This window comes from Streptomyces sp. ICC4 (assembly GCF_003287915.1).
GTDB classification, from domain to species: Bacteria; Actinomycetota; Actinomycetes; order Streptomycetales; family Streptomycetaceae; genus Streptomyces; species Streptomyces tritrimontium.
In genome coordinates this window covers 4,104,848-4,124,689 of record NZ_CP030286.1, presented here as the reverse complement: position 1 = coordinate 4,124,689, position 19,842 = coordinate 4,104,848, and the positions used below count along the sequence as shown (strand labels likewise).

Here is a 19,842-nt window from a genome sequence, read left to right as displayed (position 1 = left end):
GTGCCGGGCGGCGCTGTCGACGCATTTACCCCCTTCGGGGCCCGGGCCGCTCCGGGGCCGTGTGCCCGGCCGGGAGCGCGTGCGGCGCGAAGCGGACCGGGGCCTGGAAGCGGGCCTTGCGGGCGGCCCGGCGGAAGACGGTGAGGACGGCCGGGCCGGCCAGGCAGATGCAGACGAAGTTGGTGACGGCCCGGCCGGTGTCCCAGCCGAGGGAGGTGGCCAGGTCGAAGGCGAGGTAGCGCTGGAACTGCTCGGTGAACGGCAGCCCGGGGAGGTAGGCGATGGAGCTGTTGGGGTCGAGGGAGAACGGCCAGAAGGACAGGTTGAGCAGGAAGCCGAAGAGGTAGCCCGAGACCGAGCCGTAGACCGCGAGCATCGCGACCTCCTTGCGTCCCGAGGTCTTCGGGAGGAAGCCGGCGAGCATGCCGACGAAGGCGCAGCCGAACATCTGGTACGGCATCCAGGGCCCGACCCCGCCGGTGATGAGCGCGGAGGCGAACAGCGAGGAGCAGCCGAGGGTGAAGCCGAAGCCGGGGCCGTAGACGCGTCCGGCCAGGACGAGGATGAAGAAGACGGTCTCGATGCCCGCGGTGCCCGCGCCGAGGGGCCGGATGGCGGCGTTGACGGCGGACAGGACGCCGAGCATGGCGAGGGCCTTGGAGCTGATGCCGCCCTCGGCGATCTCGGAGATCACCACGCAGAGCACGATGACCAGCAGGACGCCGAAGATCAGCGGCGGGGCGTAGCTCGAGCCGAACTTCCCCGGAGCGACGAGGAAGGGCCAGAAGAACGCGACGATGCCGAGGAAGGCGGCCATCGCGATGACGATCCCGGCCCGCGCGTTGATCCGGATGGCGGCGGTGCGTGTGGCGGCGCTCATGAGTCCGGGCCCGTCTCGTGGTCGGGGAGGGTGGCGGCCACCTGGGCGACCGTGAGGTAGGGGAGCGGAGCGAGGATCTTGGCCGCCTGGGGGGCGAACACGGGGGAGGCGACGATGACCTCGGCCGTCGGGCCGTCGGCGACGACGTCCCCCTCCGCCATGACGACGACCCGGTCCGCGGCGCGGGCGACGAACTCCACGTCGTGGGTGGAGATCACGACCGCCCGGCCCTCGGCGGCCAGGTCGTCGACGATGCGGATCAGCTCGCTCTTGGCGCGGTAGTCGAGGCCGCGGGTGGGCTCGTCCAAGAGCAGCACCCGGGGGGCCGCGGTCAGTTGGATGGCGAGCACGAGGGCGAGCTTCTGGCCCTCGGAGAGGTCCCGGGGATGGGTGGTGTCGGGGATGCCCGGTGCCAGCCGGTCCAGGACGGCGCGGGCCCGGATCCCGTCCCCGTCGACGCCGGACTCGGCATCCGCCTGGTCGAGCTCCTGCTTGACGGACTCCAGGTAGAGGAGGTCGGTCGGGGTCTGGGGGACGAGCCCGACGAGCCGGCGGGCCTCGGCGGCGGAGAGCTTGCGGGGATCCCGCGGCCCCGGGGCGCCCGGCGCCGAGACGGCCACCGAGCCCGCCTTGCGCGGTCCCGATCCCTGGAGCGCCCAGAGCAGGGAGGACTTGCCGGATCCGTTGCGGCCCATGAGCGCGGTGACCTCGCCCCCGTGCAGGGTCAGGTCGACCTCGCGTACGGCCGGCACCCCGTGGTAGGCGACGGTGATGCCGCGCGCGGCAAGCAGCCCGGGGCGGTCCGGGGCCGCCGGCGCGGGCCGTACCGGCGGGGGAACGGTGCCGGCCAGCCGGGTGCGCAGCGGAGCCGCCGACCGGCGGGCGTCGCGGATCGACAGCGGGAGCGGGGACCAGCCCGCGGCGCGGCCGAGCTCCACGATGGGCGGGGCGATGGAGGACGTGCGGAAGATCTCGGCGGGCGGGCCGGACACGACGCGGCCGTTGCCCGGGAGGTGGATGACGCGGTCGGCGTACTGGACCACGCGCTCCAGGCGGTGTTCGGCGAGCAGCACGGTGACGCCGAGGTCGTGGACGAGGCGGGTGACGGCGGCCAGGACCTCCTCGGCGGCCGTCGGGTCCAGGGCGGACGTCGGCTCGTCGAGCACGAGCACCCGGGGATGGGCGGTGAGGACGGAGCCGATCGCGACGCGCTGCTGCTGACCGCCGGAGAGCTCGTGCAGGGCGCGGTGGCGCAGGTCGGCGAGGCCGAGGAGGTCGAGGGTCTCCTCGACGCGCTTGCGCATGGTGGCCGGGGGGACCGCCAACTGCTCCATGGCGTAGGCGAGTTCCTCCTCGACGGTGTCGGTGACGAACCCGTCGAGCGGGTCCTGCCCCACCACGCCCACCACGTCGGCGAGTTCGCGCGGCGGGTGCGCGGAGGTGTCGCGGCCGTCGACGAGGACGCGGCCGTGCAGGGTGCCGCCGGTGAAGTGCGGAACGAGGCCGTTGACGGCGCCGAGGAGGGTGGACTTGCCGACGCCGGTGTGGCCGACGACGAGGCAGAGTTCGCCCTCCTCCACGGTCAGGTCCACATCGCGCAAAACCGGATCGGCCGTGTCCTCGTACTGGACGGTGACCTGGTCGAAGGTGATCACTTGGGTTCCTCGGTGCGCTGTGCGGGGACGGCCGGCCGCGCGGGCGGGGCCGGCGGCGGGGCCAGGAAGCCGGCGGCCCCGGCGAGCAGGATCGCGACGGCCGGGACGAGCGGCAGGGTGGGCCAGCTGAGCGGATGGATGGACGGGTTCAACTCGGCGGCGTCGAAGCCGGCGTTGGCGAAGAGCAGGACGGCCGACAGGACTCCGCAGGAGGCGACGGCCCACTCGGCCGCACGCCAGGGGTCGGGCCGGTAGCTGGTCCGGGTGATCCGGCGGCCGCCGAGGCGCAGACCGGCGAAGCACAGCAGGGCGCCCGCGCCCATCGCGGGCAGGCCCAGCAGCTTCGGGGCGGTGGCGTCGAGGAGTCCGTAGGCCCCGGCGCACAGTCCGCACATGCCCAGGAGCATGAGGGCGCCGGTCAGGCGCCTGGAGCGGCGGGTGGCGGTGCCGGCCCGCCCGTAGCCGCGGGAGTCCATGGCCGCGGCGAGCCGCAGGGACCGCTCCAGGGCGTCTTCGAGGACCGGTACGACGATGCCGCGCAGGGCCCGGAGCCCCTTGGAGCGGCCGGCGCGCAGCCGCTTGGCCCGGTGCACCCGCTGGACGCTCTGCACGAGTTGGGGGGCGACGCTGATGGACACGGTGACGGCGACGCCCAGTTCGTAGAGGGCTCCGGGCAGGATCCGCAGGGCCCGCTTGGGGTTGGCGAGGGTGTTGGCGGCGCCGATGCAGCACAGCATGCAGGCGAGCCGCAGCCCGTCCGTGGCGGCGGACAGCAGTGCCTCCAGGGAGACGGGGCCGCCGAGTTGGATGCCCGCGTACCAGTCGGGCGTCGGGATGTGGGGGAGGGAGAAGAGGAAGTGGTCGCGGGGGGTGATGCCGGTGGCGAAGACGGCCCTGAAGAGCACCCGGATCGCGACGACGGTCAGCGCCAGGTAGAGGTAGTACTTGAAGCCGCGGGCCCAGGGGGCCTCGGTGCGGCGCATGGTGATGACGTAGCCGAGGACCGAGAGGACGAGGAAGAGCAGCAGCGGGTTGTTGGTGCGGCTGACCGCGGTGGCGAGGGAGAGGGCCCAGATCCACCAGGCGACGGGGTGCAGGGTGCGGGGCAGACGGCGGCCCCCCGCGTCCGGCGCGAGGCCGGACGCGGGCGGCCCCGCCGCGAGCGCGGTGGTACGTGACACGCGATTACTCCGTACGGCGGCGGCGCTTGGCGGCGAACACGGCGGCGGCACCGATCAGGAGCATCAGTGCCCCGGTGGCGACGGCGGGCAGGTACGAGCCGATGTCGTACGGGGCGTCGGCGGCGGGTGCGGCGTCCACGACCTGGGGTCCGGTGGCGGGAGCCGCCACCGCAGGCGCGCTGGACGCGGGAGGCGCCGGCAGGTTCAGCACCTCGGGCAAGGGCAGGTAGCGGGTCAGCCAAGCCTCCGGTTCAGCTCACCGCTGGCCTTCAGGACGTGCTCGGCCGCTTCGTCGAACAGCCGGGAGTGCTCGTTTACGGCTCTCATCACCGCCTCGTGCGCGAACGACTGCATGCTGCGGCCTGCAGCCTCCGCGCGCTCGCGCAGGGCGTCCAGCTCTTCTTCGGTGAACCTGACGTTGGGACCGGCCATGCGCCGATGGTACCGCGCGGTACCGCGCGGTACCAGCCGCTGTAGGGGTTGAGCGTACGGCTGGCGCCCCGGACGTTGACCAGGACGGTAGCCTCGTCGGGGATCCGGTCGAAGGGGATGCAGATGGCGCCGCGGGTCGGGCCGACTATGTGGAATTCCGCGTTTAGGACCTGGAGCTTGGACGGGGCGTCTCCGGTGAATACGGGGGTGCCGTCGCGGTGTACGACCGGGCCAGTGGGCGGGCGGGGCGGCCGGTCGACGCGGGCTGAGCGGCGGCTGGGGGAGGCGTGCTCGTCGGGCAGGGGGAGGGCCGGGGCCGCCGGGGCGACCGGGGTCAAAGCCCTCACCGGCATCGCGGCGGCCGCCACCGGCGCGGCCCGCGACGCGGCGAGCGCGGCGGGGTACGTCGAGGTGCAGCTGCTCCACATCACCGACCTGCACGGCTACCTCGGCGCTCCCCCCGCCCGGGACTCCGTCATCACCGGCGCGGGCGGCAGGAAGTACGCCGTCGGCGGGGGTCGCCTACCTGGCAACCCATCTCGCGCGGTTGCGGGAGGGCCGGGCCAACTCGATCTTCTTCGCTCCGGGCGACCTCTTCTCCGGCTGGGAGTTCCCCGCGTTCACCCTCGCCGACGAGCCGACGATCGAGGCCCTGAACCGGCTCGGACTGGACTTCGCCACGGCCGGCAACCACGAGTTCGACCGTACGCCCGGCTTCCTGCGCGGGCACATGGAGCAGGGTCTCCCCTACGAGGGGGCGGGCCGGACCAACACGTTCCCCGACTCGGGCGGCGCCCTCTTCCACGGCGCCGACTTCCGCTACGACAGCGCCAACGCCGTGTCCGCCGCGACCGGGGAGACGGTGCTCCCCCCGTACCACGTCGAGTGGGTCGACGCCCCGGGCGGGCGGCGCCTGCCCATCGGCTTCATCCACCTGACGGCCGTCGGCACCGAGTTCCTCGGGAACTCCTTCCAGCCCGGCCTCGCCACCCTCGACGAGCTGGCCTCCGCCAACCTCTGCGCGGCCCGGCTCAAGGAGCTGGGGGTCGGGGCCATCGTGCTCAGCATGCACGACGGGGCCGTGGCGGGCGCCGACTTCGACTCCGGCGAGGATCCGAGCGGTCCGGCGTACGAACTGGCGCTGCGCGTCTCCCCGGACATCGACGCGATCGTCACCGGGCACTGGCACCACGCCTTCAACATGATGCTCCCGGACCCCCTGGGGCGGGGCGCCAGCGCGCCTCCTTCAGCCGCCGCCTCTCGCCGGCCGGGGAGTCCACCATGGGCAACCTCGTCGCCGACTGGGCGCTGTGGGCCGCGGGACAGGCTCCCGACTCCTTCGACACCAGCCCCCGGCCCGCCCGCTCCGGCGCGGTCCTGGCGCTCATCGCACTCGCCCCGCGCGTCGGCCGCAGCGTCGTCAACACGGACCTGCCCGCCGGTCCCGCCCTGGACGACCCGGTCGCCTTCGAGCGGGCGTGGCGGGCCGTCGGCTACGGATGCCCGCTGGTCAGCGCCGAGGTGAGCGGACGGCAGATCCACGACGCCCTGGAGCAGCAGTGGGCCCCGGACGGAGCCGGAGTGCTGACCTACGCGCCGCTCGCCGTCTCGGCCAACGTCCGCTACTCCTTCGACGCGGCGGGGCCGGCCGGGGACCGGGTCGCGCCGGGCGACGTCCTCATCGGCGGCGCCGCGTTGCGCCCGGAGGCGTCGTACCGGGCGGTGACCACCTCGTACACGCTGACCGGGCAGGACGGCTACCCGGCTTTCGGCGGGTACCGGGAGCCGGCCCGCCACCGGCGCGACACGGACAGCTTCCCCGCGTACGTCGCGGCCCTCGGCATCCTGGAGGCCGTCTCCACGGGCCGGGTGACCGCGAAGGGCGCGGCCCTCCTCGACCCCGGGGAGGAGGCCCTGCTACTGGCGCCGGCCGATCCGGTGCCCGAGCTGCCGACGCCCGTCGCGGCGGAGGAGGAGGCCGCCCGGGACGCGGGCCGCCGGCCGGTGTGCTGACCCCGCTCAGGGGCCGCGCTCAGGGCCGGGGCCACGGGCCGGCTCTCAGGGGCCGGCTCTCAGGGGCCGAGCGGGAGGGTGGCCACCAGGCGGGCGCCCTTCGGGGAGTCCCGGACAGTGAGGGTGCCGCCCAGCCGCAGGGCGATGTCGCGGGCGATGGCCAGGCCCAGGCCGGTACCGCCCTCGTCACGGGCGCGGGCGTCGTCGAGCCGGGTGAAGCGTTCGAAGACGCGCTCGCGGTCGGCCGGCGCTATGCCCGCTCCGTCGTCGACGACCTCCAGCACGGCCTCGCCGCGCACCTCGTCCACGGCGAGCACCAGCACGACCCGGCCCTCGGCGTGCCGCCGCGCGTTGTCGAGCAGGTTGGTGACCAGCCGGGACAGCCAGTGGGTGCTGCCGCGCACCGCGATCCCCGGGGCCACGTCCGCCCGTACCGGCACCCGGTCGCCCTTGCGCGGGCGCACCGCCTCGAGGACCACCTCCGTGAGGTCGACGGCGGCGCGGGGCGGCGGTTCCGAGGTGTCGAGGCGGGCCAGCAGGAGCAGGTCGGCCGCGAGGTCCTGGAGCCGGACGGTGTCCTCCAGCGCGCCGCTGAGCAGTTCTCCCCACAGGGCCGGGTCCGGGTGGGCCTGCGCCACCTCCAGTTGGGTGCGCAGCACGGTGATCGGGCTGCGCAGCTCGTGGGAGGCGTCCGCGATGAAGCGGCGCTGGCGGATGCCGGAGGCCTCCAGCCGGTCCAGGGTGGCGTTCATGGTGACGGCGAGCCGGGCCACCTCGTCGCGGGTGTGCGGGACGGGCACTCGGCGGTGCAGTTCCCGGTCTCCGATCTCGGCGACCTCGGCGCGGATGGCCTCGACGGGGCGCAGCGCCCAGCCCGTGACCCGCCAGGTGATCGCGGCCACGACCAGGACGAGCAGCGGGACCGCGATGAACAGCGCCGCCATGATGGTGTCGTCGGCCGTGTCGGCGTCCCGGAGCGAGGTCCCGGCGTAGACGGTGACCAGGCCCTTGGACGTCACGGTGGTCACCTGGACGACGCGCTGGCGGTGTTCCTCGCGCACCCGCCCTGCCTTCCAGGTGTCCCGGACGGTGCCGGGCGTGCGCGGCGGGGCCGGGGCGAGGGCGGGGCGCCCGGCGAGGTTGGGGCTGGCCGCCAGGACCCGGCCCTGCGCGTCGACGACCTGCAGGAAGTCCGTGCCCCGGCCCGGCACGGGTGCGGGGTCCAGCCGGCCCGCGGCCACCAGCGCCGCGATGTTGACGGCCTGGGCCTCGGCATCCGCCTGGGCACCGCGCGTCAGGTTGGTCTCCAGCGCCCCCAGCAGGGCGAAGGAGGCCGCGCCGAGGGCCAGCGCCACGACGGCGGAGGCGCCGAGGGTGGCCTGGGCGCGCACGGACCTGGGGCGCAGCCGGTGCGCGGTTTCGCGCAGTCGGTACGCCGCCTCGCGCAGCCGGTACGCCGCCTCGCGCAGCCGGTACGCCGCCTCGCGCGACCGGGTCGGGGCCTGGGGGCGGTCCTGGTCGCCGTACGGCTCAGCCACCGTCGGCCGCCAGCCGGTAGCCGGCACCCCGGACGGTCTCCACGGCGGCCCGGCCGAAGGGGGCGTCTATCTTCCGGCGCAGGGCGCTGACGTGGACCTCGACGACGTTGAGGTCGCCCTCGTAGGCGGCGTCCCAGACCTGTTCGAGGATCTCCCGCTTGGGCACCACCTCTCCTGCCCGGCTCGCCAGGTGTACGAGCACGGCGAACTCGCGCGAGGTCAGCCGGGCTTCGACGCCGCCGCGCGTACAGCGGCGGCGGGCCGGGTCGACGACGAGGTCGCCGAACTCCATGACCTGCGGGCTGCGGCGGCCGGTGCGCCGGATCAGGGCGCGCAGCCGGGCCACGAGGACGACGTAGGAGAACGGCTTGGAGAGGAAGTCGTCCGCTCCGGTGTCGAGGGCCTCGGCCTCGTCGTACTCGCCGTCCTTCGCGGTGAGCATGAGGATGCCGGACTCGCAGCCGGCGGCGCGCAGCCGGGCGCAGACCCGGTAGCCGTTGAGGCCGGGCAGCATGATGTCGAGCACGATGGCGTCGTAGTCGTGCTCGCCGGCCATCCACAGGCCTTGCGGACCGTCGTGCGCCGTGTCCACGGTGAAGCCCTCGGCCATCAGACCCCGTTGCAGGGCCGCGGCCAGCCGCCGCTCGTCCTCGACTACCAGTACGCGCATGGGGCAAGGTTCTCAGGTCGCGCCGCCTGCTTGCTGAAGGGTTCTTCAGCTCGCTTCAGCGGAGCTTCAGCGTCGAGCTCGCAGGATCGGCCGAGCCGGGCACGTCGCCCGGAGAACGCGAGGAGCATCCAGATGACCGATTCCAGTCCCCAGCCGCCCGAGAACCCGGCGGGTCCGGGCGAGGGCAGTGCCCCCGAGCCGGACAAGGCGCCGGGGCGCGGTGCCCGGCTCGCCCGGTTCGCCCGTGAGGGCCGGACCCGTTGGGTGGCGCTCGGACTCGTGGTCGTGGCGGCCGGCGTCGCGGGGGCCGCGACCGCGGCCGTGGCGGACCACGAGCACGACGTACGGCGCACGCGCGCGGAGCGCGTCTGGGACCGGCACGACATCGAGCGGCAGGCGGACGGTGCGCTGACGGCGCCGCTGCCCGCGCGCCCCGGCAAGCAGGACAAGCCCGGTCAGCCGGGTCAGCCCGGGCTCAAGGGCGAGAAGGGCGGCGTGCGCAAGGACGGCGCGGAGAAGCCCGGGCTGCCGGACGGGCCGGACGGCACCGTCGTGGACCGGCCCGACCGGGCGCCCGTACCGCTTCCCGCGCTGCCGGCCGCGCAGGCCCTGGAGAAGGCGGAGGCCGCCGTGCCCGGCGGCAAGGCCGAGGCGCTGCGGGTGGTCGCCCAGGAGGGCGGCGGGAGCGCGTGGCGCGTGGTCGTCCTCGGCTCCGACGGGGTCCGGCACGCCGTGACCCTGGCCGGCGCCGACGGCGCGGTCACGAGCAACACGGTCGCGGGGAAGGGCGCCGGGGCGGGCCGCTGAGCGGCGCCGGCCGCTCGCGTCAGGTGTCCGGTGTCTGATGTCCGGTGTCCGGCCCGCTGCGGCGGGCCGTACACCGGACGACGCCGTACACCGGACGACGCCGTACATCGGACAACACCGGAGAACACCGGACACCGGACCGCGCCGGACGCGGGGCCCGTCGGCGTACGCCCGGTGCCCGCCGCTACGACCCCGCGATCGGGTCCGGCGCCAGCAGCCGGGCCGCCGCCTCCCGCATCTCGATCTTGCGGATCTTGCCCGTCACGGTCATCGGGAACTCCTCCACGACGTGGACGTAGCGCGGGATCTTGAAGTGGGCCAGCCGGCCCTCGCAGTACGCGCGGACGGCCGCCGCGGTCAGCGGCTCCGCGCCCTCGCGCATCCGTACCCACGCCATCAGCTCCTCCCCGTACTTCGGGTCGGGCACGCCGATCACCTGGACGTCCATGACGTCCGGGTGCCCGTGCAGGAACTCCTCGATCTCGCGCGGGTAGAGGTTCTCGCCGCCCCGGATCACCATGTCCTTGATCCGGCCGGTGATGCTCAGGTAGCCGTCGCCGTCCATGACGGCGAGGTCCCCCGTGTGCATCCAGCGCGCCGCGTCGACGGCCTCCGCGGTGCGCTCGGGCTGGTCCCAGTAGCCGAGCATCACGGAGTAGCCGCGGGTGCACAGCTCGCCCGGCTCGCCGCGCGGGACGGTCCTGCCGGAGGCCGGGTCGACGACCTTGACCTCCAGGTGCGGGCCGACTCGGCCCACGGTCGCGACGCGGCGCTCGACCGAGTCGTCCACGCGGGTCTGGGTCGAGACCGGCGAGGTCTCCGTCATCCCGTAGCAGATGGACACCTCGCGCATGCCCATCCGGTCGATGACCTCCTTCATCACCTCGACCGGGCAGGGCGAGCCCGCCATGATGCCGGTGCGCAGGCTGGAGAGGTCGTAGGACTCGAAGTCCGGGTGGGCCAGCTCGGCGATGAACATGGTGGGGACGCCGTAGAGCGAGGTGCAGGCCTCCGCCTGGACGGCTGCCAGGGTGGCGCCCGGTTCGAAGGCGGGCGCGGGGATGACCATGGCCGCGCCGTGGCTGGTACAGGCGAGGTTGCCCATGACCATGCCGAAGCAGTGGTAGAAGGGCACCGGGATGCAGACCCGGTCCAGTTCGGTGTAGCCGCACAGCTCGCCCACGAAGTAGGCGTTGTTCAGGATGTTGTGGTGCGAGAGCGTCGCGCCCTTCGGGAAGCCGGTGGTCCCCGAGGTGTACTGCACGTTGACGGGGTCGTCCGGGCTCAGCGCGGCCTGGGCCCGGACGAGGTCGGCCCGGTCGGCGCTCCGTCCGCGCTCCAGCAGGGAGTTCCAGAGCGGACCGTCCAGCAGGGCCACGAACTCCAGCGCCTCGCAGCGCGGCCGGACCTCCTCGATCATGGCGGCGTAGTCGGAGGTCTTGAAGCGGTCCGCGGCCGCCAGCAGCCGGATTCCGGACTGACGCAGGACGTACTCCAGCTCGTGGGAGCGGTACGCCGGGTTCACGGTGACGAGGATCGCCCCGATCCTGGCGGTGGCGTACTGCACCAGCGTCCACTCGGCGCGGTTGGGCGCCCAGATGCCGACCCGGTCCCCCTTGGCGATGCCCAGGTCCAGCAGTCCGAGGGCGAGGGCGTCGACGTCGGCGGCGAACCGCGCGTACGTCCACCGGCGCCCGGTCGCCGCCTCGACGAGGGCGTCCCGGTCGGGGAACCGGCGTACGGTGCGGTCGAAGTTCTCGCCGATGGTGTCGCCCAGCAGCGGCACCTCGCACGCCCCCGACGCGTAGCTCGACTCGACGGACGGCACATGGACCCCCTGGGCTCGGTGGCGGGCGCCGGAGCCCCTTCGCCCCGGCGCGTCCTCATGATCCCCTCGGGCCGGGCCTGGGGCCAGACCCCGGCGCGGCCGACGGGTCCCGCGCCGATCCGGCCGGCCCCGGCCACTCGCCTCGGGCCCGGCGAGCCGCCTACGCCGGGAGGGCGAGCAGGACCAGCGGGCTGGTGGTCGGCCTCGGTGAGCCCCCGGTGGGCTCCAGGGTCAGGCCGACCGCCGTGGCCGACCCGAGGCCGCCGGTCAGCACGGCGGCACCGTCACCGGTGAGGAAGCCCGCCGGCCGCATCGTCCCGCGGTCGGCGAGCCAGAGCTGGTACGTCCTTCCCGCGCCGGCGGCCGGCAGCCAGTCGGTGAGGAACACGGCCCTGTCGCGCGCCGGGGAGGTGATCACGGTCGCGGCGGCTCCGCCGCTGGTCCGGCCGTGGACGGTACGGGCGTCCGGAGCCGTGACCACGGCCCGCAGCTCCTGGCTCCGCGCGACGGCCTGCCGGGCGTCCAGGCGGGCCCGGTCCGCCTCCCCGGCCTGCCGGAGCGCCGCGCCGCCGAGGACGGCGGCCCCGACGAGGGACGCGGCGACCACGAACGCGCCGGCCTTGCGCGGGAGGCGGTCGAGGAACCCGGCCGCCCGGCGGACGCCGACCCTCGGGGGAAGGCGGCGGACCGTCTCGATGCGGGCGAGAACGGCGGCCTTCATGTGCGGCGGGGGCGCGAGGGCGACGGCGCCGGCCAGCCTGCCGGCCGTGGCGGAGAATCCGGCGACGTCCCCGGAACACGGCGCGCAGCGCACCAAGTGCCGTGCGAAGGCCTCGTGTTCGGCCGGGCCGAGCGCGTCGAGTACGTAGGCCGCGGTGAGGGTGTGCAGTTCGTCTTCGTGCTTCAAGTGGTCACCCCCATGCAGTCGCGCAGGCGGATCAGTCCGTCGCGCATCCGGGTCTTGATCGTGGGAAGAGGGGTCTGGAGGGTCTCGGCGACCTCGCGGTAGGTCAGCCCCTGGTAGTAGGCGAGGGTGACGGCCTGGCGCTGGAGCTCGGTCAGCCCGCGCAGACAGCGCTTGACCTGGTCTCGCTCCAGGCGGGTCTCCACCTGCTCGCTCACCTCGTCGAAGGGCCGGCCCTGTTCGCGCACTCCGGCTTCGTGCTCGCGGTTGGCCGAGGCTTGGGCGGAGCGGACCCGGTCGACCGCGCGGCGGTGCGCGATCGTGGCCACCCACGTCATGACGCTGCCCTGGTCGGGGCGGAACCGCGCGGCCTGGCGCCACACGTCGATCATCACTTCCTGGGCGACCTCCTCCGACTGCGCGCGGTCGCGCACCACCTTGACCGCGATGCCGAAGACGGTTCCCGCCACGGCGTCGTACAGCGCGGAGAAGGCGTCCTGGTCCCCCTGCGCGACGCGCGCCATCAACCCCGCCAGTTCGGCCCTGGCCGATGCGGGACCGGCGCCGGCGCCCGTCCCGGTGCCCGGTCCGGGTCCGGGACCGGGTCCGGGACCGCCGAAGCGCACCTTCTCGGGGTTCACCTGAGCTGCCCCCGTGCGGGGGCGGGCCCGGGCGCGCACGCCGGGGCCGAGAGCGGTTCTCGCCGGTCCATCCATCGCATGAACGATCCTTCGTGGCAGGCGTGCCAGGCCCCGTCGGCCGGGGAACCGGTGGCACCGATTCCTTGCTGTCTCGCCCCTTCTTCGGAGCCGGACGCCGTTCGGATTGGCCGCGGCACAACCGAAAAGGAATCCGTTCGGGGGAACCGCGGCCCCGGGACCAAACCGCCGCCGCGGGCGGGGCGAATGAGAGCCGCGGGCCCGCTCCAGGGACCGCGGGCGGGCTCCGGGTCCAACCCGGAGCCGGCCGCCGCCGTGCAGCAAGGAGATCTGTCATGTCGCGTGTTCTCAAGAGTGCCGCGCTCGCCCTCGCCTCGGGCGCCCTGCTCGTCGGCGGGGCCTCGACGGCCTCGGCCGACGCGGGCGCCCAGGGTGTCGCCGCCTACTCCCCGGGGGTCGGCTCGGGCAACCTGATCCAGATCCCCATCCACATCCCGATCAACGCGTGCGGGAACTCGGTCAGCGTCATCGGGCTGCTCAACCCCGCGTTCGGCAACACCTGCGTGAACGCCTGACCGATCGGCGCGACGCCGGACTCCGGCCCGCCGCCGGCAACGGGACGGCGCGGGCCGGCCGGTCCTCCGGGCGGGCGGGGAGCGGATCGCCGCTCCTGAGCGCCGCCGGGCCCGGAGGACCCGCGCGGGCGGTGGCCGTCAGCGCCGCCGCCCGCGTGCGGGGCAACGCCGCCCGTGTGCGGAGCAAAGCCGCTCGGTCGGGCGCGAAGGTCAATGCGCTGACGGATCTTCACTTGATCGGATGACTGACCCATCCGGCGGGGGCCGGGCGCCGAATCAGGGTCGTGAGCATCAACCGAAGGACAGTCGAGCGCGGCGCCCTCGCCGCGGCGAGCGGCCTGCTGGCCGGGTTCGCCGCACTGGCCGCCGCCGAGCTGACCGCGTCGCTGGTGCGGCCGCAGGCCGGTCCGGTGACGGTGATCGGCGGGGCGGCCATCGACCGCACTCCGGCGGCGCTCAAGGACTTCGCCATCCGCACCTTCGGCGAGAACGACAAGCTGGTCCTCCAGCTCGGCATCCTCGCCACCGTCGGCCTCCTGGCGGCCCTGCTGGGGATGTTCTCCCTGCGCCACCGCCGTACGGGCGCCGCCGGGGTACTGGCCTTCGGCGCCCTCGGCGCGGCGGCGGCCCTCAGCCGGCCCGACGCGGCCGGGGCGGGCGACGTCCTGCCCTCCCTGGTGGGTGGCGTGACCGGCGCGCTCGTGCTGTACCTGCTGGTGGGCAAGGTCGGTGTCCCCGCTGCCCGGCCCGCCGGCGCGACGGGCACCGCGGAGGCCACTGCGGCGGGCACGGCAGTGGGCGCCTCGGCGGGCGCCGCCGCGAGCGGAGCCGCGGACGGCGGTGCCGCTCCGACCGGCTGGAACCGGCGGGGCTTCCTCCTCGCCGCAGGGGCCACCGCCGTCCTCTCCACCGGCGCGGGCGCGCTGGGCCGGGCCCTGACCGGCCGGCGCGGCGCGGGCGCCGCAGCGTCCCGTACCGCCGTACGACTGCCCGCGCCCGCTTCGCCCGCCGCGCCGATCCCGGCCGGGGCGGCGCTGCGCACACCCGGCATCAGCTCCTTCACCACACCCAACAAGGACTTCTACCGTGTCGACACCGCACTCGTGGTCCCCAAGGTGGACGCCGAAACCTGGCGTCTGCGCATCCACGGCAAGGGCGTCTCCCGCCCGCGCTCCTACTCCTTCGCCGAGCTCCTGCAGCGCCCGCTGATCGAGCGGGACATCACCCTGACCTGCGTGTCGAACGAGGTGGGCGGCCCGTACGCGGGCTCCGCGCGCTGGCTCGGCGTACGCCTGTCGGACCTTCTGCGGGAGGCGGGGGTCACCCCGCCGTCGCGCGGCGGCCGGGCCGACCAGCTGATCGCGCGCTCGGTGGACGCGATGACGCTGGGCACGCCCGTCGAGGACGTCATGGACGGCCGGGACGCCATGCTGGCCGTCGGCATGAACGGCGAGCCGCTCCCCTTCGAACACGGCTTCCCGGTCCGGATGGTCGTCCCCGGCCTCTACGGCTACGTCTCCGCCTGCAAGTGGATCCGGGACATCGAGCTCACCACCTTCGACGCCTACGACCCCTACTGGGTCAAGCGGGGCTGGGCCCGCCGGGCTCCGATCAAGACGCAGGCCCGCATCGACACCCCCAAGCCCTTCGCCCGCACACCGGCCGGTCCGGTGACGGTCGCCGGGGTGGCGTGGGCCCAGCACCGCGGCATCGAGCGGGTCGAGGTCCGCGTCGACGACGGGCCCTGGCAGGAGGCCGACCTGGCCGCTCAGGCCACCACGGACACCTGGCGCCAGTGGTCCTTCCCCTGGCAGACCACGCCGGGCGGCCACACCCTCACCGTCCGCGCCACGGACGGCACGGGCGAGGTACAGACCGAGGAGCGCACCCGCACCATCCCGGACGGCGCGAGCGGCCGGCACAGCGTCTTCGTCACCGCGAACTGACCCGACACTCACCGGAATCCATCCGGTTCGCACACTTTCATCCCTTCCTTTCCGAGCTTCACCCACGCATTCCCTGGAGAACACCATGAACACCCTCCGTTTCCGCCGTACCGCCCTCGCCGTCGCCACGGCCGCCGTACTCCCCTTCGCGCTGGCCGCCTGCTCCGACTCCGACTCCGGCAAGGACACCGCCGCCGGTCCGGCCGCCGACGCGAGCACGGCCGCTTCCTCCCCCGCGTCGGACGCCTCCGGGTCGATGACGGCAGACGGCCCCTTCGGCCCGGCGTGCGCCGGTGTCCCGGCGCAGGGCGCGGGCAGCTTCGACGGCATGGCCAAGGACCCGGTCGCGACCGCCGCGTCCAACAACCCGGCGCTGTCCACCCTGGTGGCCGCCGTGAAGCAGGCCGGTCTGGTCGACACCCTCAACAACGCCAAGGACATCACGGTGTTCGCGCCGACCAACGCCGCCTTCGCCAAGATCCCGAAGGCCGACCTCGACAAGGTGCTCGCCGACAAGGCCACGCTGACCAAGATCCTCACCTACCACGTGGTCGGCGAGAAGCTGACCCCGAAGCAGCTGGAGAACGGCTCCTTCACCACGCTGGAGACCGGGAAGCTGACCACCGCTGGCTCGGGCGAGAGCTACAAGGTCAACGGCACGTCGAGCGTGGTCTGCGGCAACGTCCCGACCGCGAACGCGACCGTGTACATCGTGGACACCGTCCTGATGCCGAAGTAGCGAGGCCGCGAACCGGTGACCCCCTGGGTCACCGCTCGTTGAAGAGACGGTCAGCGAAGTGGCCCCGGGAGTCCCGGACCCGTTGTCAGGGTCCGGGACTCCGTGCTGCAGTGCGGCGACCACGCCTTCGGCCGGACCGAGGTTCGGCGGCATCGAACTGGCTTCGGTCGAGGTGCTGACGGGCAGCGGGCCGGGGGGCCGCATCGGAGTCGACCCGGAGCGCGGGGCCCTGCTGATCGAGGGCGACCGGCCGGGGTTGGGCGCGCTCGCCGGGGAACTGCGCTCGACGGCGTCGATGGACGACGGCGGTCACCAGCACATGGAGTACCACCCGGACCACCCCTACCTCGCCGCGGAGTCGCTTCCCCTGGTGGTCAACAGCCCCCACGGGGGCATGCCGAGCCGGTGACCGGCCACGCCGGCCCGCCCGTCCGCCCGTGCCACCTGGGGAGCAAGCCCCGCCGCACGGTCGGACGGTGGGACATTGGATTGGACAAGTGGTCGATGTTACTAACACCATGGGGCCGCAAGTTCGCGGATGCGCAGGGGGCAAAACCGCTCACGTCATGATGTCCTCCGCGCGGGCCGCCCGTCCCCGTCACACCCCTGGAGAGACTTCGCCATGAGCTTCGGCGACCCGAACAACCCCTACGGCCAGCAGCAGCCCCCGCAGGGTCAGCCCGGCTACCCGCAGCAGGCGCCTCAGGGCGTGCCCCCGCAGTACGGCTACCCGCAGCAGGCGCCGGACGCGTCCCCGCAGTACGGCTACCCCCAGCAGCCGCCGATGGGCATGCCCCCGCAGCAGCCGTACGGCGCGTACCCGCCGGCCGGGGCTCCGGGCATGCCGGGCGCCGGAATGCCGCCGCTGGCCCACTGGGGCCTGCGCCTCGGCGCGCACCTCCTCGACATGCTGATCATCTTCGGCCCGACGGTCCTCCTGAGCGTCTTCACCGCCGGCGACAGCGAGCCTTCGGCCGGCGTCGCGATCTTCAGCCTGGTCGCCACGCTCTACGCGCTCGGCATGGGCATCTTCCAGATCTACAAGGAAGGCTCGACCGGCCAGACGATCGGCAAGAAGGTCGTCGGGATCAGCCTGCGCCGCGAGATGGACGGCAACACCCTCGGCTTCGGCATGGCCTTCGTCCGCAAGCTGGCGCACTTCCTGGACAGCTTCGCCTGCTACCTCGGCTTCCTGTGGCCGCTGTGGGACGCCAAGAAGCAGACCTTCGCCGACAAGGTGTGCAGCACCGTCGTCATCGTGGTGCCCAAGCACTGACCCGCCGTACCGTCGGGGCCCGTCCGGATCTCCGGGCGGGCCCCGACGCGTCGCGCTACGGCTTCGGCAGGGTGCAGCCGGGGCGGGCCAGGTCGATCTTGTTGCCGGGGCCCACGCAGGGGACGATGGTGTAGGTCTGCTGCGCGTAGTTGATGCCCTGACGGACCGTCACGGCGCCGCTCTGGTCCACCTCGCACGGGTTGTTCAGCGTGCAGCGGCCGCCGTCCTCGTTGCCCGTGTTGTTGACGGCGACGACCTTGCCCGTCACCGTGTCGATCACGGGCGAGCCGGAGGTGCCTCCGATGGTGTTGCAGGACGGGGTGTAGCGCAGGGAGTCCTTCCAGGTCCACTCCCCCTCCTTGAGGAGGTAGGAGAACCCGTCGACGTTGCAGCTGTAGGTGCGCTTCCAGTAGCCGGACACCACCTTGATGGCGGTGCCCTGGACCGGGTGGGCGTCGTTCAGGGTCAGGGCGTTGATCCCGTACTGGCTGCTGATCTGCGCGTACGTCTTGGTCAGCTGGTAGATCGAGATGTCCGTGTCGGTCATCGTCGCGTACGAGATCTTGCTCGCGCGCAGCGTGGCGACCTTGCTCCCCGAGGCGTTCAGCAGCGAGAAGGAGCGGCTGGAGGCCTTGTCCTTGATGACCTGTCCGGCCGCCGGCATGCCGGACTCCAGACAGTGGCCGTTGGACAGGACGAGCGCGGGGTCGTTCGGCAGCGAGCCCGGCACGCGGACGACGGAGCCGGAGCAGTTGCTGAGCGCTACCGTGCCGGCGAAGTTGACCGCCACGGCCCGCGCGGCCGTGTCCCTTGGTGCCTGGGCCACGGCCGGGGCCGCCGCCGCTCCGGTGAGGAGCAGGGCGAAGACGGCGCCGGCGAGAGGCTTGTTCATGTGGGGGTTCATACGGGGGTTCATGTGGGGGTTCCCCTCTGGTGACAATGCGACCGAAGATCCTTCGGTTGTCATGCACATTGTTAAGAGCTGGGCTCCAACTCACAAGAGGGCCAGTCGAGTTGGCGACAGTTGCATGAACGGCCGTAATCAGGCTTGCCGCACGCCCCCGCGGGTGGATAGACGAGCCGGGGCTCCGCACGATTCCCGCGCCGTCCCTTGACGCCCCCCTGAGCGGGGAGCACAGTGACGACCGGCAGGCTTTGAGAGCGCTCTCAAAGCCTCTTCCCGAACTCCCCCCACCCCCTCGGAGAGGGCACCCATGCGTCTGACACCAGGCAGAGAACGACGACCGGACCGTCGCCCGACCCGTCGACCGGCCGGGCGATCGATCCGCAGGCCGGTCCGACGGGCCGTCATCGCCGCACTGAGCACCATGGCGGTGGCGGCCGCGGCCGCCGCGGTCGTCACCCTGCCCGCCAACGCCGTCGCCGCCGCCCCGCCGGTCCCGGCCGGCTGGTCCCAGGTCTTCCTGGACGATTTCAACGGGCCCTCGGGCTCGGGCGTCAACACCGCCGACTGGCAGTACACCACCGGGACCAGCTACCCCGGTGGCCCGGCGGGCTTCGGCACCGGCGAGGTCGAGACGATGACCGCGAACGCCGACAACGTCTCCCTCGACGGCTCCGGCAACCTGCGCATCACCCCGCGCAGGGACGCCGCCGGCAACTGGACCTCGGGGCGCGTCGAGACCAGGCGCTCCGACTTCCAGGCCCCGGCGGGCGGCAAGCTGCGCACGGAGGCCCGTATCCAGATGCCGAACGTCACGGGCCCGGCGGCCAAGGGGTACTGGCCCGCGTTCTGGATGCTCGGGGCTCCCTACCGGGGCAACTGGTGGAACTGGCCGGGCGTCGGCGAGCTCGACATCCTGGAGAACGTCCAGGGCATCAACAACGAGTGGGCCACGATGCACTGCGGCACGAGCCCCGGCGGCCCGTGCAACGAGAAGTCGGGCATCGGCGGCCAGCACGTGTGCACCGGCACCACCTGCCAGGGCGGCTTCCACACCTACGCGCTGGAGTGGGACCGGTCCACCCCCGTGGAGGAGATGCGCTTCTACCTCGACGGGTTCAACTTCCACACCGTGCGGGCCGACCAGATGGACGCCGTGACCTGGACGAACGCCACGAACCACGGCTACTTCATCATCCTGAACGTGGCCATGGGCGGGGAGTTCCCGGCGGCCTTCGGCGGCGGGCCCGACGCGGGGACCCAGCCCGGGCACCCGATGGTGGTCGACTACGTCTCCGTGCTCCGCTCGACGGGCGGCACGTCCACCCCGCCGACCACACCGCCGACGACCCCTCCGACCACACCCCCCACGACTCCGCCCACCACCCCGCCGGGCGGCGGCCGCGACGCGTACGCCGCCATCCAGGCCGAGTCGTACGACGAGCAGGCCGGGACGGCCAAGGAGACCACCACGGACACCGGCGGCGGCCAGGACCTGACCACGATCGGCAACGGTGACTGGGCCCTGTACAGGGGCGTCGACTTCGGCACGGCCGGTCCGGCCACACAGTTCCGCGGGCGCGTGGCCGGCGGTGCGGCCGGCGGGGTCAGCGGGCTGGTGGAGGTCCGGCTCGACAGCCGCACCAGCGCGCCGGTCGGCAGCTTCGCCGTGGCCTCCACCGGCGGCTGGCAGAGCTGGAAGACCGTGCCCGCGAACATCACGGGCGTCACGGGCAAGCACGACGTGTACCTGACCTTCACCAGCGGCCAGCCGGCCGACTACGTGAACCTCAACTGGTTCGACTTCGGGCACTGAGGGGATCGGGGAACGCGCC

At 73.6% G+C, this 19,842-nt stretch carries 19 protein-coding genes and 1 pseudogene; 9 read left to right on the top strand and 11 right to left on the bottom strand.

Annotation, left to right across the window (positions count from 1 at the left end; translation table 11 throughout):
- Nucleotides 1-25: 25 nt before the first annotated feature.
- The 5 genes from DRB89_RS19080 to DRB89_RS19060 form a co-directional block, all read right to left on the bottom strand.
- Nucleotides 26-880 carry an ECF transporter S component gene (locus tag DRB89_RS19080; protein WP_112450612.1) on the bottom strand — a complete coding sequence of 285 codons (855 nt, stop codon included), beginning with the start codon at nt 878-880 and terminating at the stop codon, nt 26-28.
- Complete coding sequence (locus DRB89_RS19075; protein WP_112450611.1) at nt 877-2,535, bottom strand: ABC transporter ATP-binding protein; 1,659 nt, start codon at nt 2,533-2,535, stop codon at nt 877-879. Before DRB89_RS19075 ends, DRB89_RS19080 begins: the two co-directional genes overlap by 4 nt.
- A complete protein-coding gene (locus tag DRB89_RS19070) occupies nt 2,532-3,716 on the bottom strand; it encodes an energy-coupling factor transporter transmembrane component T (protein WP_112450610.1) in 1,185 nt (394 codons plus the stop codon). Before DRB89_RS19070 ends, DRB89_RS19075 begins: the two co-directional genes overlap by 4 nt.
- Before the next feature lie 4 nt (nt 3,717-3,720).
- Nucleotides 3,721-3,885 carry a hypothetical protein gene (locus tag DRB89_RS19065; protein WP_275435583.1) on the bottom strand — a complete coding sequence of 55 codons (165 nt, stop codon included), beginning with the start codon at nt 3,883-3,885 and terminating at the stop codon, nt 3,721-3,723.
- 65 nt (nt 3,886-3,950) lie between these two features.
- The gene (locus tag DRB89_RS19060; RefSeq protein WP_112463354.1) at nt 3,951-4,148 is read right to left on the bottom strand and encodes an Arc family DNA-binding protein; all 198 of its coding nucleotides are present in this window, start codon (nt 4,146-4,148) and stop codon (nt 3,951-3,953) included.
- 547 nt (nt 4,149-4,695) lie between these two features.
- On the opposite strand from DRB89_RS19060, the pseudogene DRB89_RS46345 reads away from it, so the two are divergent.
- Nucleotides 4,696-5,280: pseudogene (locus DRB89_RS46345) on the top strand (bifunctional metallophosphatase/5'-nucleotidase); the annotation flags it as partial.
- A gap of 149 nt (nt 5,281-5,429) precedes the next feature.
- A complete protein-coding gene (locus tag DRB89_RS44650) occupies nt 5,430-6,161 on the top strand; it encodes a 5'-nucleotidase (RefSeq protein ID WP_239516224.1) in 732 nt (243 codons plus the stop codon).
- A gap of 59 nt (nt 6,162-6,220) precedes the next feature.
- On the opposite strand, the gene DRB89_RS19050 is transcribed toward DRB89_RS44650, so the two are convergent.
- Nucleotides 6,221-7,567 (bottom strand): HAMP domain-containing sensor histidine kinase, encoded by a 1,347-nt coding sequence (locus tag DRB89_RS19050; RefSeq protein ID WP_112463872.1) that lies wholly within the window; start codon nt 7,565-7,567, stop codon nt 6,221-6,223.
- Nucleotides 7,568-7,691: 124 nt separating this feature from the next.
- Nucleotides 7,692-8,369 (bottom strand): response regulator transcription factor, encoded by a 678-nt coding sequence (locus tag DRB89_RS19045; RefSeq protein WP_112449728.1) that lies wholly within the window; start codon nt 8,367-8,369, stop codon nt 7,692-7,694.
- 132 nt (nt 8,370-8,501) lie between these two features.
- Between DRB89_RS19045 and DRB89_RS19040 the strand changes: the two genes are divergently transcribed.
- The gene (locus tag DRB89_RS19040) at nt 8,502-9,176 is read left to right on the top strand and encodes a PepSY domain-containing protein (RefSeq protein ID WP_112449729.1); all 675 of its coding nucleotides are present in this window, start codon (nt 8,502-8,504) and stop codon (nt 9,174-9,176) included.
- A 184-nt stretch (nt 9,177-9,360) separates the two neighbouring features.
- Here DRB89_RS19040 and DRB89_RS19035 read toward each other — a convergent pair whose 3' ends face one another.
- The 3 genes from DRB89_RS19035 to sigK all read right to left on the bottom strand — a co-directional run bounded on the left by DRB89_RS19035 (nt 9,361) and on the right by sigK (nt 12,432).
- Nucleotides 9,361-11,004 carry an AMP-binding protein gene (locus DRB89_RS19035; protein WP_112449730.1) on the bottom strand — a complete coding sequence of 548 codons (1,644 nt, stop codon included), beginning with the start codon at nt 11,002-11,004 and terminating at the stop codon, nt 9,361-9,363.
- Between the two features lie 160 nt (nt 11,005-11,164).
- A complete protein-coding gene (locus DRB89_RS19030; RefSeq protein ID WP_112449731.1) occupies nt 11,165-11,911 on the bottom strand; it encodes an anti-sigma factor in 747 nt (248 codons plus the stop codon).
- Nucleotides 11,908-12,432, bottom strand: coding sequence for an ECF RNA polymerase sigma factor SigK (gene sigK, locus DRB89_RS19025; RefSeq protein ID WP_239516813.1), 525 nt, complete (start codon nt 12,430-12,432; stop codon nt 11,908-11,910). The genes DRB89_RS19030 and sigK overlap by 4 nt, the downstream gene beginning before the upstream one ends.
- Before the next feature lie 470 nt (nt 12,433-12,902).
- Here sigK and DRB89_RS19020 point away from each other — a divergent pair, with 470 nt between their 5' ends.
- From DRB89_RS19020 to DRB89_RS19000, 5 genes are all read left to right on the top strand, one after another.
- The gene (locus DRB89_RS19020; protein ID WP_112449733.1) at nt 12,903-13,142 is read left to right on the top strand and encodes a chaplin; all 240 of its coding nucleotides are present in this window, start codon (nt 12,903-12,905) and stop codon (nt 13,140-13,142) included.
- A gap of 275 nt (nt 13,143-13,417) precedes the next feature.
- Nucleotides 13,418-15,088 carry a molybdopterin-dependent oxidoreductase gene (locus tag DRB89_RS19015; RefSeq protein WP_112449734.1) on the top strand — a complete coding sequence of 557 codons (1,671 nt, stop codon included), beginning with the start codon at nt 13,418-13,420 and terminating at the stop codon, nt 15,086-15,088.
- A gap of 85 nt (nt 15,089-15,173) precedes the next feature.
- Nucleotides 15,174-15,827 carry a fasciclin domain-containing protein gene (locus DRB89_RS19010; RefSeq protein WP_112449735.1) on the top strand — a complete coding sequence of 218 codons (654 nt, stop codon included), beginning with the start codon at nt 15,174-15,176 and terminating at the stop codon, nt 15,825-15,827.
- Between the two features lie 82 nt (nt 15,828-15,909).
- Nucleotides 15,910-16,236, top strand: a complete 327-nt coding sequence (locus DRB89_RS19005; RefSeq protein WP_162688645.1) for a hypothetical protein — start codon at nt 15,910-15,912, stop codon at nt 16,234-16,236.
- Nucleotides 16,237-16,449: 213 nt separating this feature from the next.
- Nucleotides 16,450-17,103: an RDD family protein gene (locus tag DRB89_RS19000; protein ID WP_112449737.1), complete on the top strand. Its 654-nt coding sequence runs from the start codon at nt 16,450-16,452 to the stop codon at nt 17,101-17,103.
- 55 nt (nt 17,104-17,158) lie between these two features.
- Here the strand turns inward: DRB89_RS19000 and DRB89_RS18995 are convergent, their stop codons facing one another.
- Nucleotides 17,159-17,995, bottom strand: coding sequence for a trypsin-like peptidase domain-containing protein (locus DRB89_RS18995; RefSeq protein ID WP_112453588.1), 837 nt, complete (start codon nt 17,993-17,995; stop codon nt 17,159-17,161).
- Between the two features lie 436 nt (nt 17,996-18,431).
- On the opposite strand from DRB89_RS18995, the gene DRB89_RS18990 reads away from it, so the two are divergent.
- Nucleotides 18,432-19,823 (top strand): glycoside hydrolase family 16 protein, encoded by a 1,392-nt coding sequence (locus DRB89_RS18990; protein ID WP_239516223.1) that lies wholly within the window; start codon nt 18,432-18,434, stop codon nt 19,821-19,823.
- The last annotated feature ends 19 nt before the right edge of the window (nt 19,824-19,842 follow it).

What these genes read in the sequence shown, in the direction of transcription:
- DRB89_RS19080 (WP_112450612.1), bottom strand. Translation starts at nt 880, where the DNA reads ATGAGCGCCGCCACACGCACCGCCGCCATCCGGATCAACGCGCGGGCC.
- DRB89_RS18995 (WP_112453588.1), bottom strand. Translation starts at nt 17,995, where the DNA reads ATGAACAAGCCTCTCGCCGGCGCCGTCTTCGCCCTGCTCCTCACCGGA.
- sigK (WP_239516813.1), bottom strand. Translation starts at nt 12,432, where the DNA reads ATGGCGCGCGTCGCGCAGGGGGACCAGGACGCCTTCTCCGCGCTGTAC.
- DRB89_RS44650 (WP_239516224.1), top strand. Translation starts at nt 5,430, where the DNA reads ATGGGCAACCTCGTCGCCGACTGGGCGCTGTGGGCCGCGGGACAGGCT.
- DRB89_RS18990 (WP_239516223.1), top strand. Translation starts at nt 18,432, where the DNA reads ATGGCGGTGGCGGCCGCGGCCGCCGCGGTCGTCACCCTGCCCGCCAAC.
- DRB89_RS19010 (WP_112449735.1), top strand. Translation starts at nt 15,174, where the DNA reads ATGAACACCCTCCGTTTCCGCCGTACCGCCCTCGCCGTCGCCACGGCC.
- DRB89_RS19045 (WP_112449728.1), bottom strand. Translation starts at nt 8,369, where the DNA reads ATGCGCGTACTGGTAGTCGAGGACGAGCGGCGGCTGGCCGCGGCCCTG.
- DRB89_RS19040 (WP_112449729.1), top strand. Translation starts at nt 8,502, where the DNA reads ATGACCGATTCCAGTCCCCAGCCGCCCGAGAACCCGGCGGGTCCGGGC.
- DRB89_RS19000 (WP_112449737.1), top strand. Translation starts at nt 16,450, where the DNA reads ATGAGCTTCGGCGACCCGAACAACCCCTACGGCCAGCAGCAGCCCCCG.
- DRB89_RS19060 (WP_112463354.1), bottom strand. Translation starts at nt 4,148, where the DNA reads ATGGCCGGTCCCAACGTCAGGTTCACCGAAGAAGAGCTGGACGCCCTG.
- DRB89_RS19020 (WP_112449733.1), top strand. Translation starts at nt 12,903, where the DNA reads ATGTCGCGTGTTCTCAAGAGTGCCGCGCTCGCCCTCGCCTCGGGCGCC.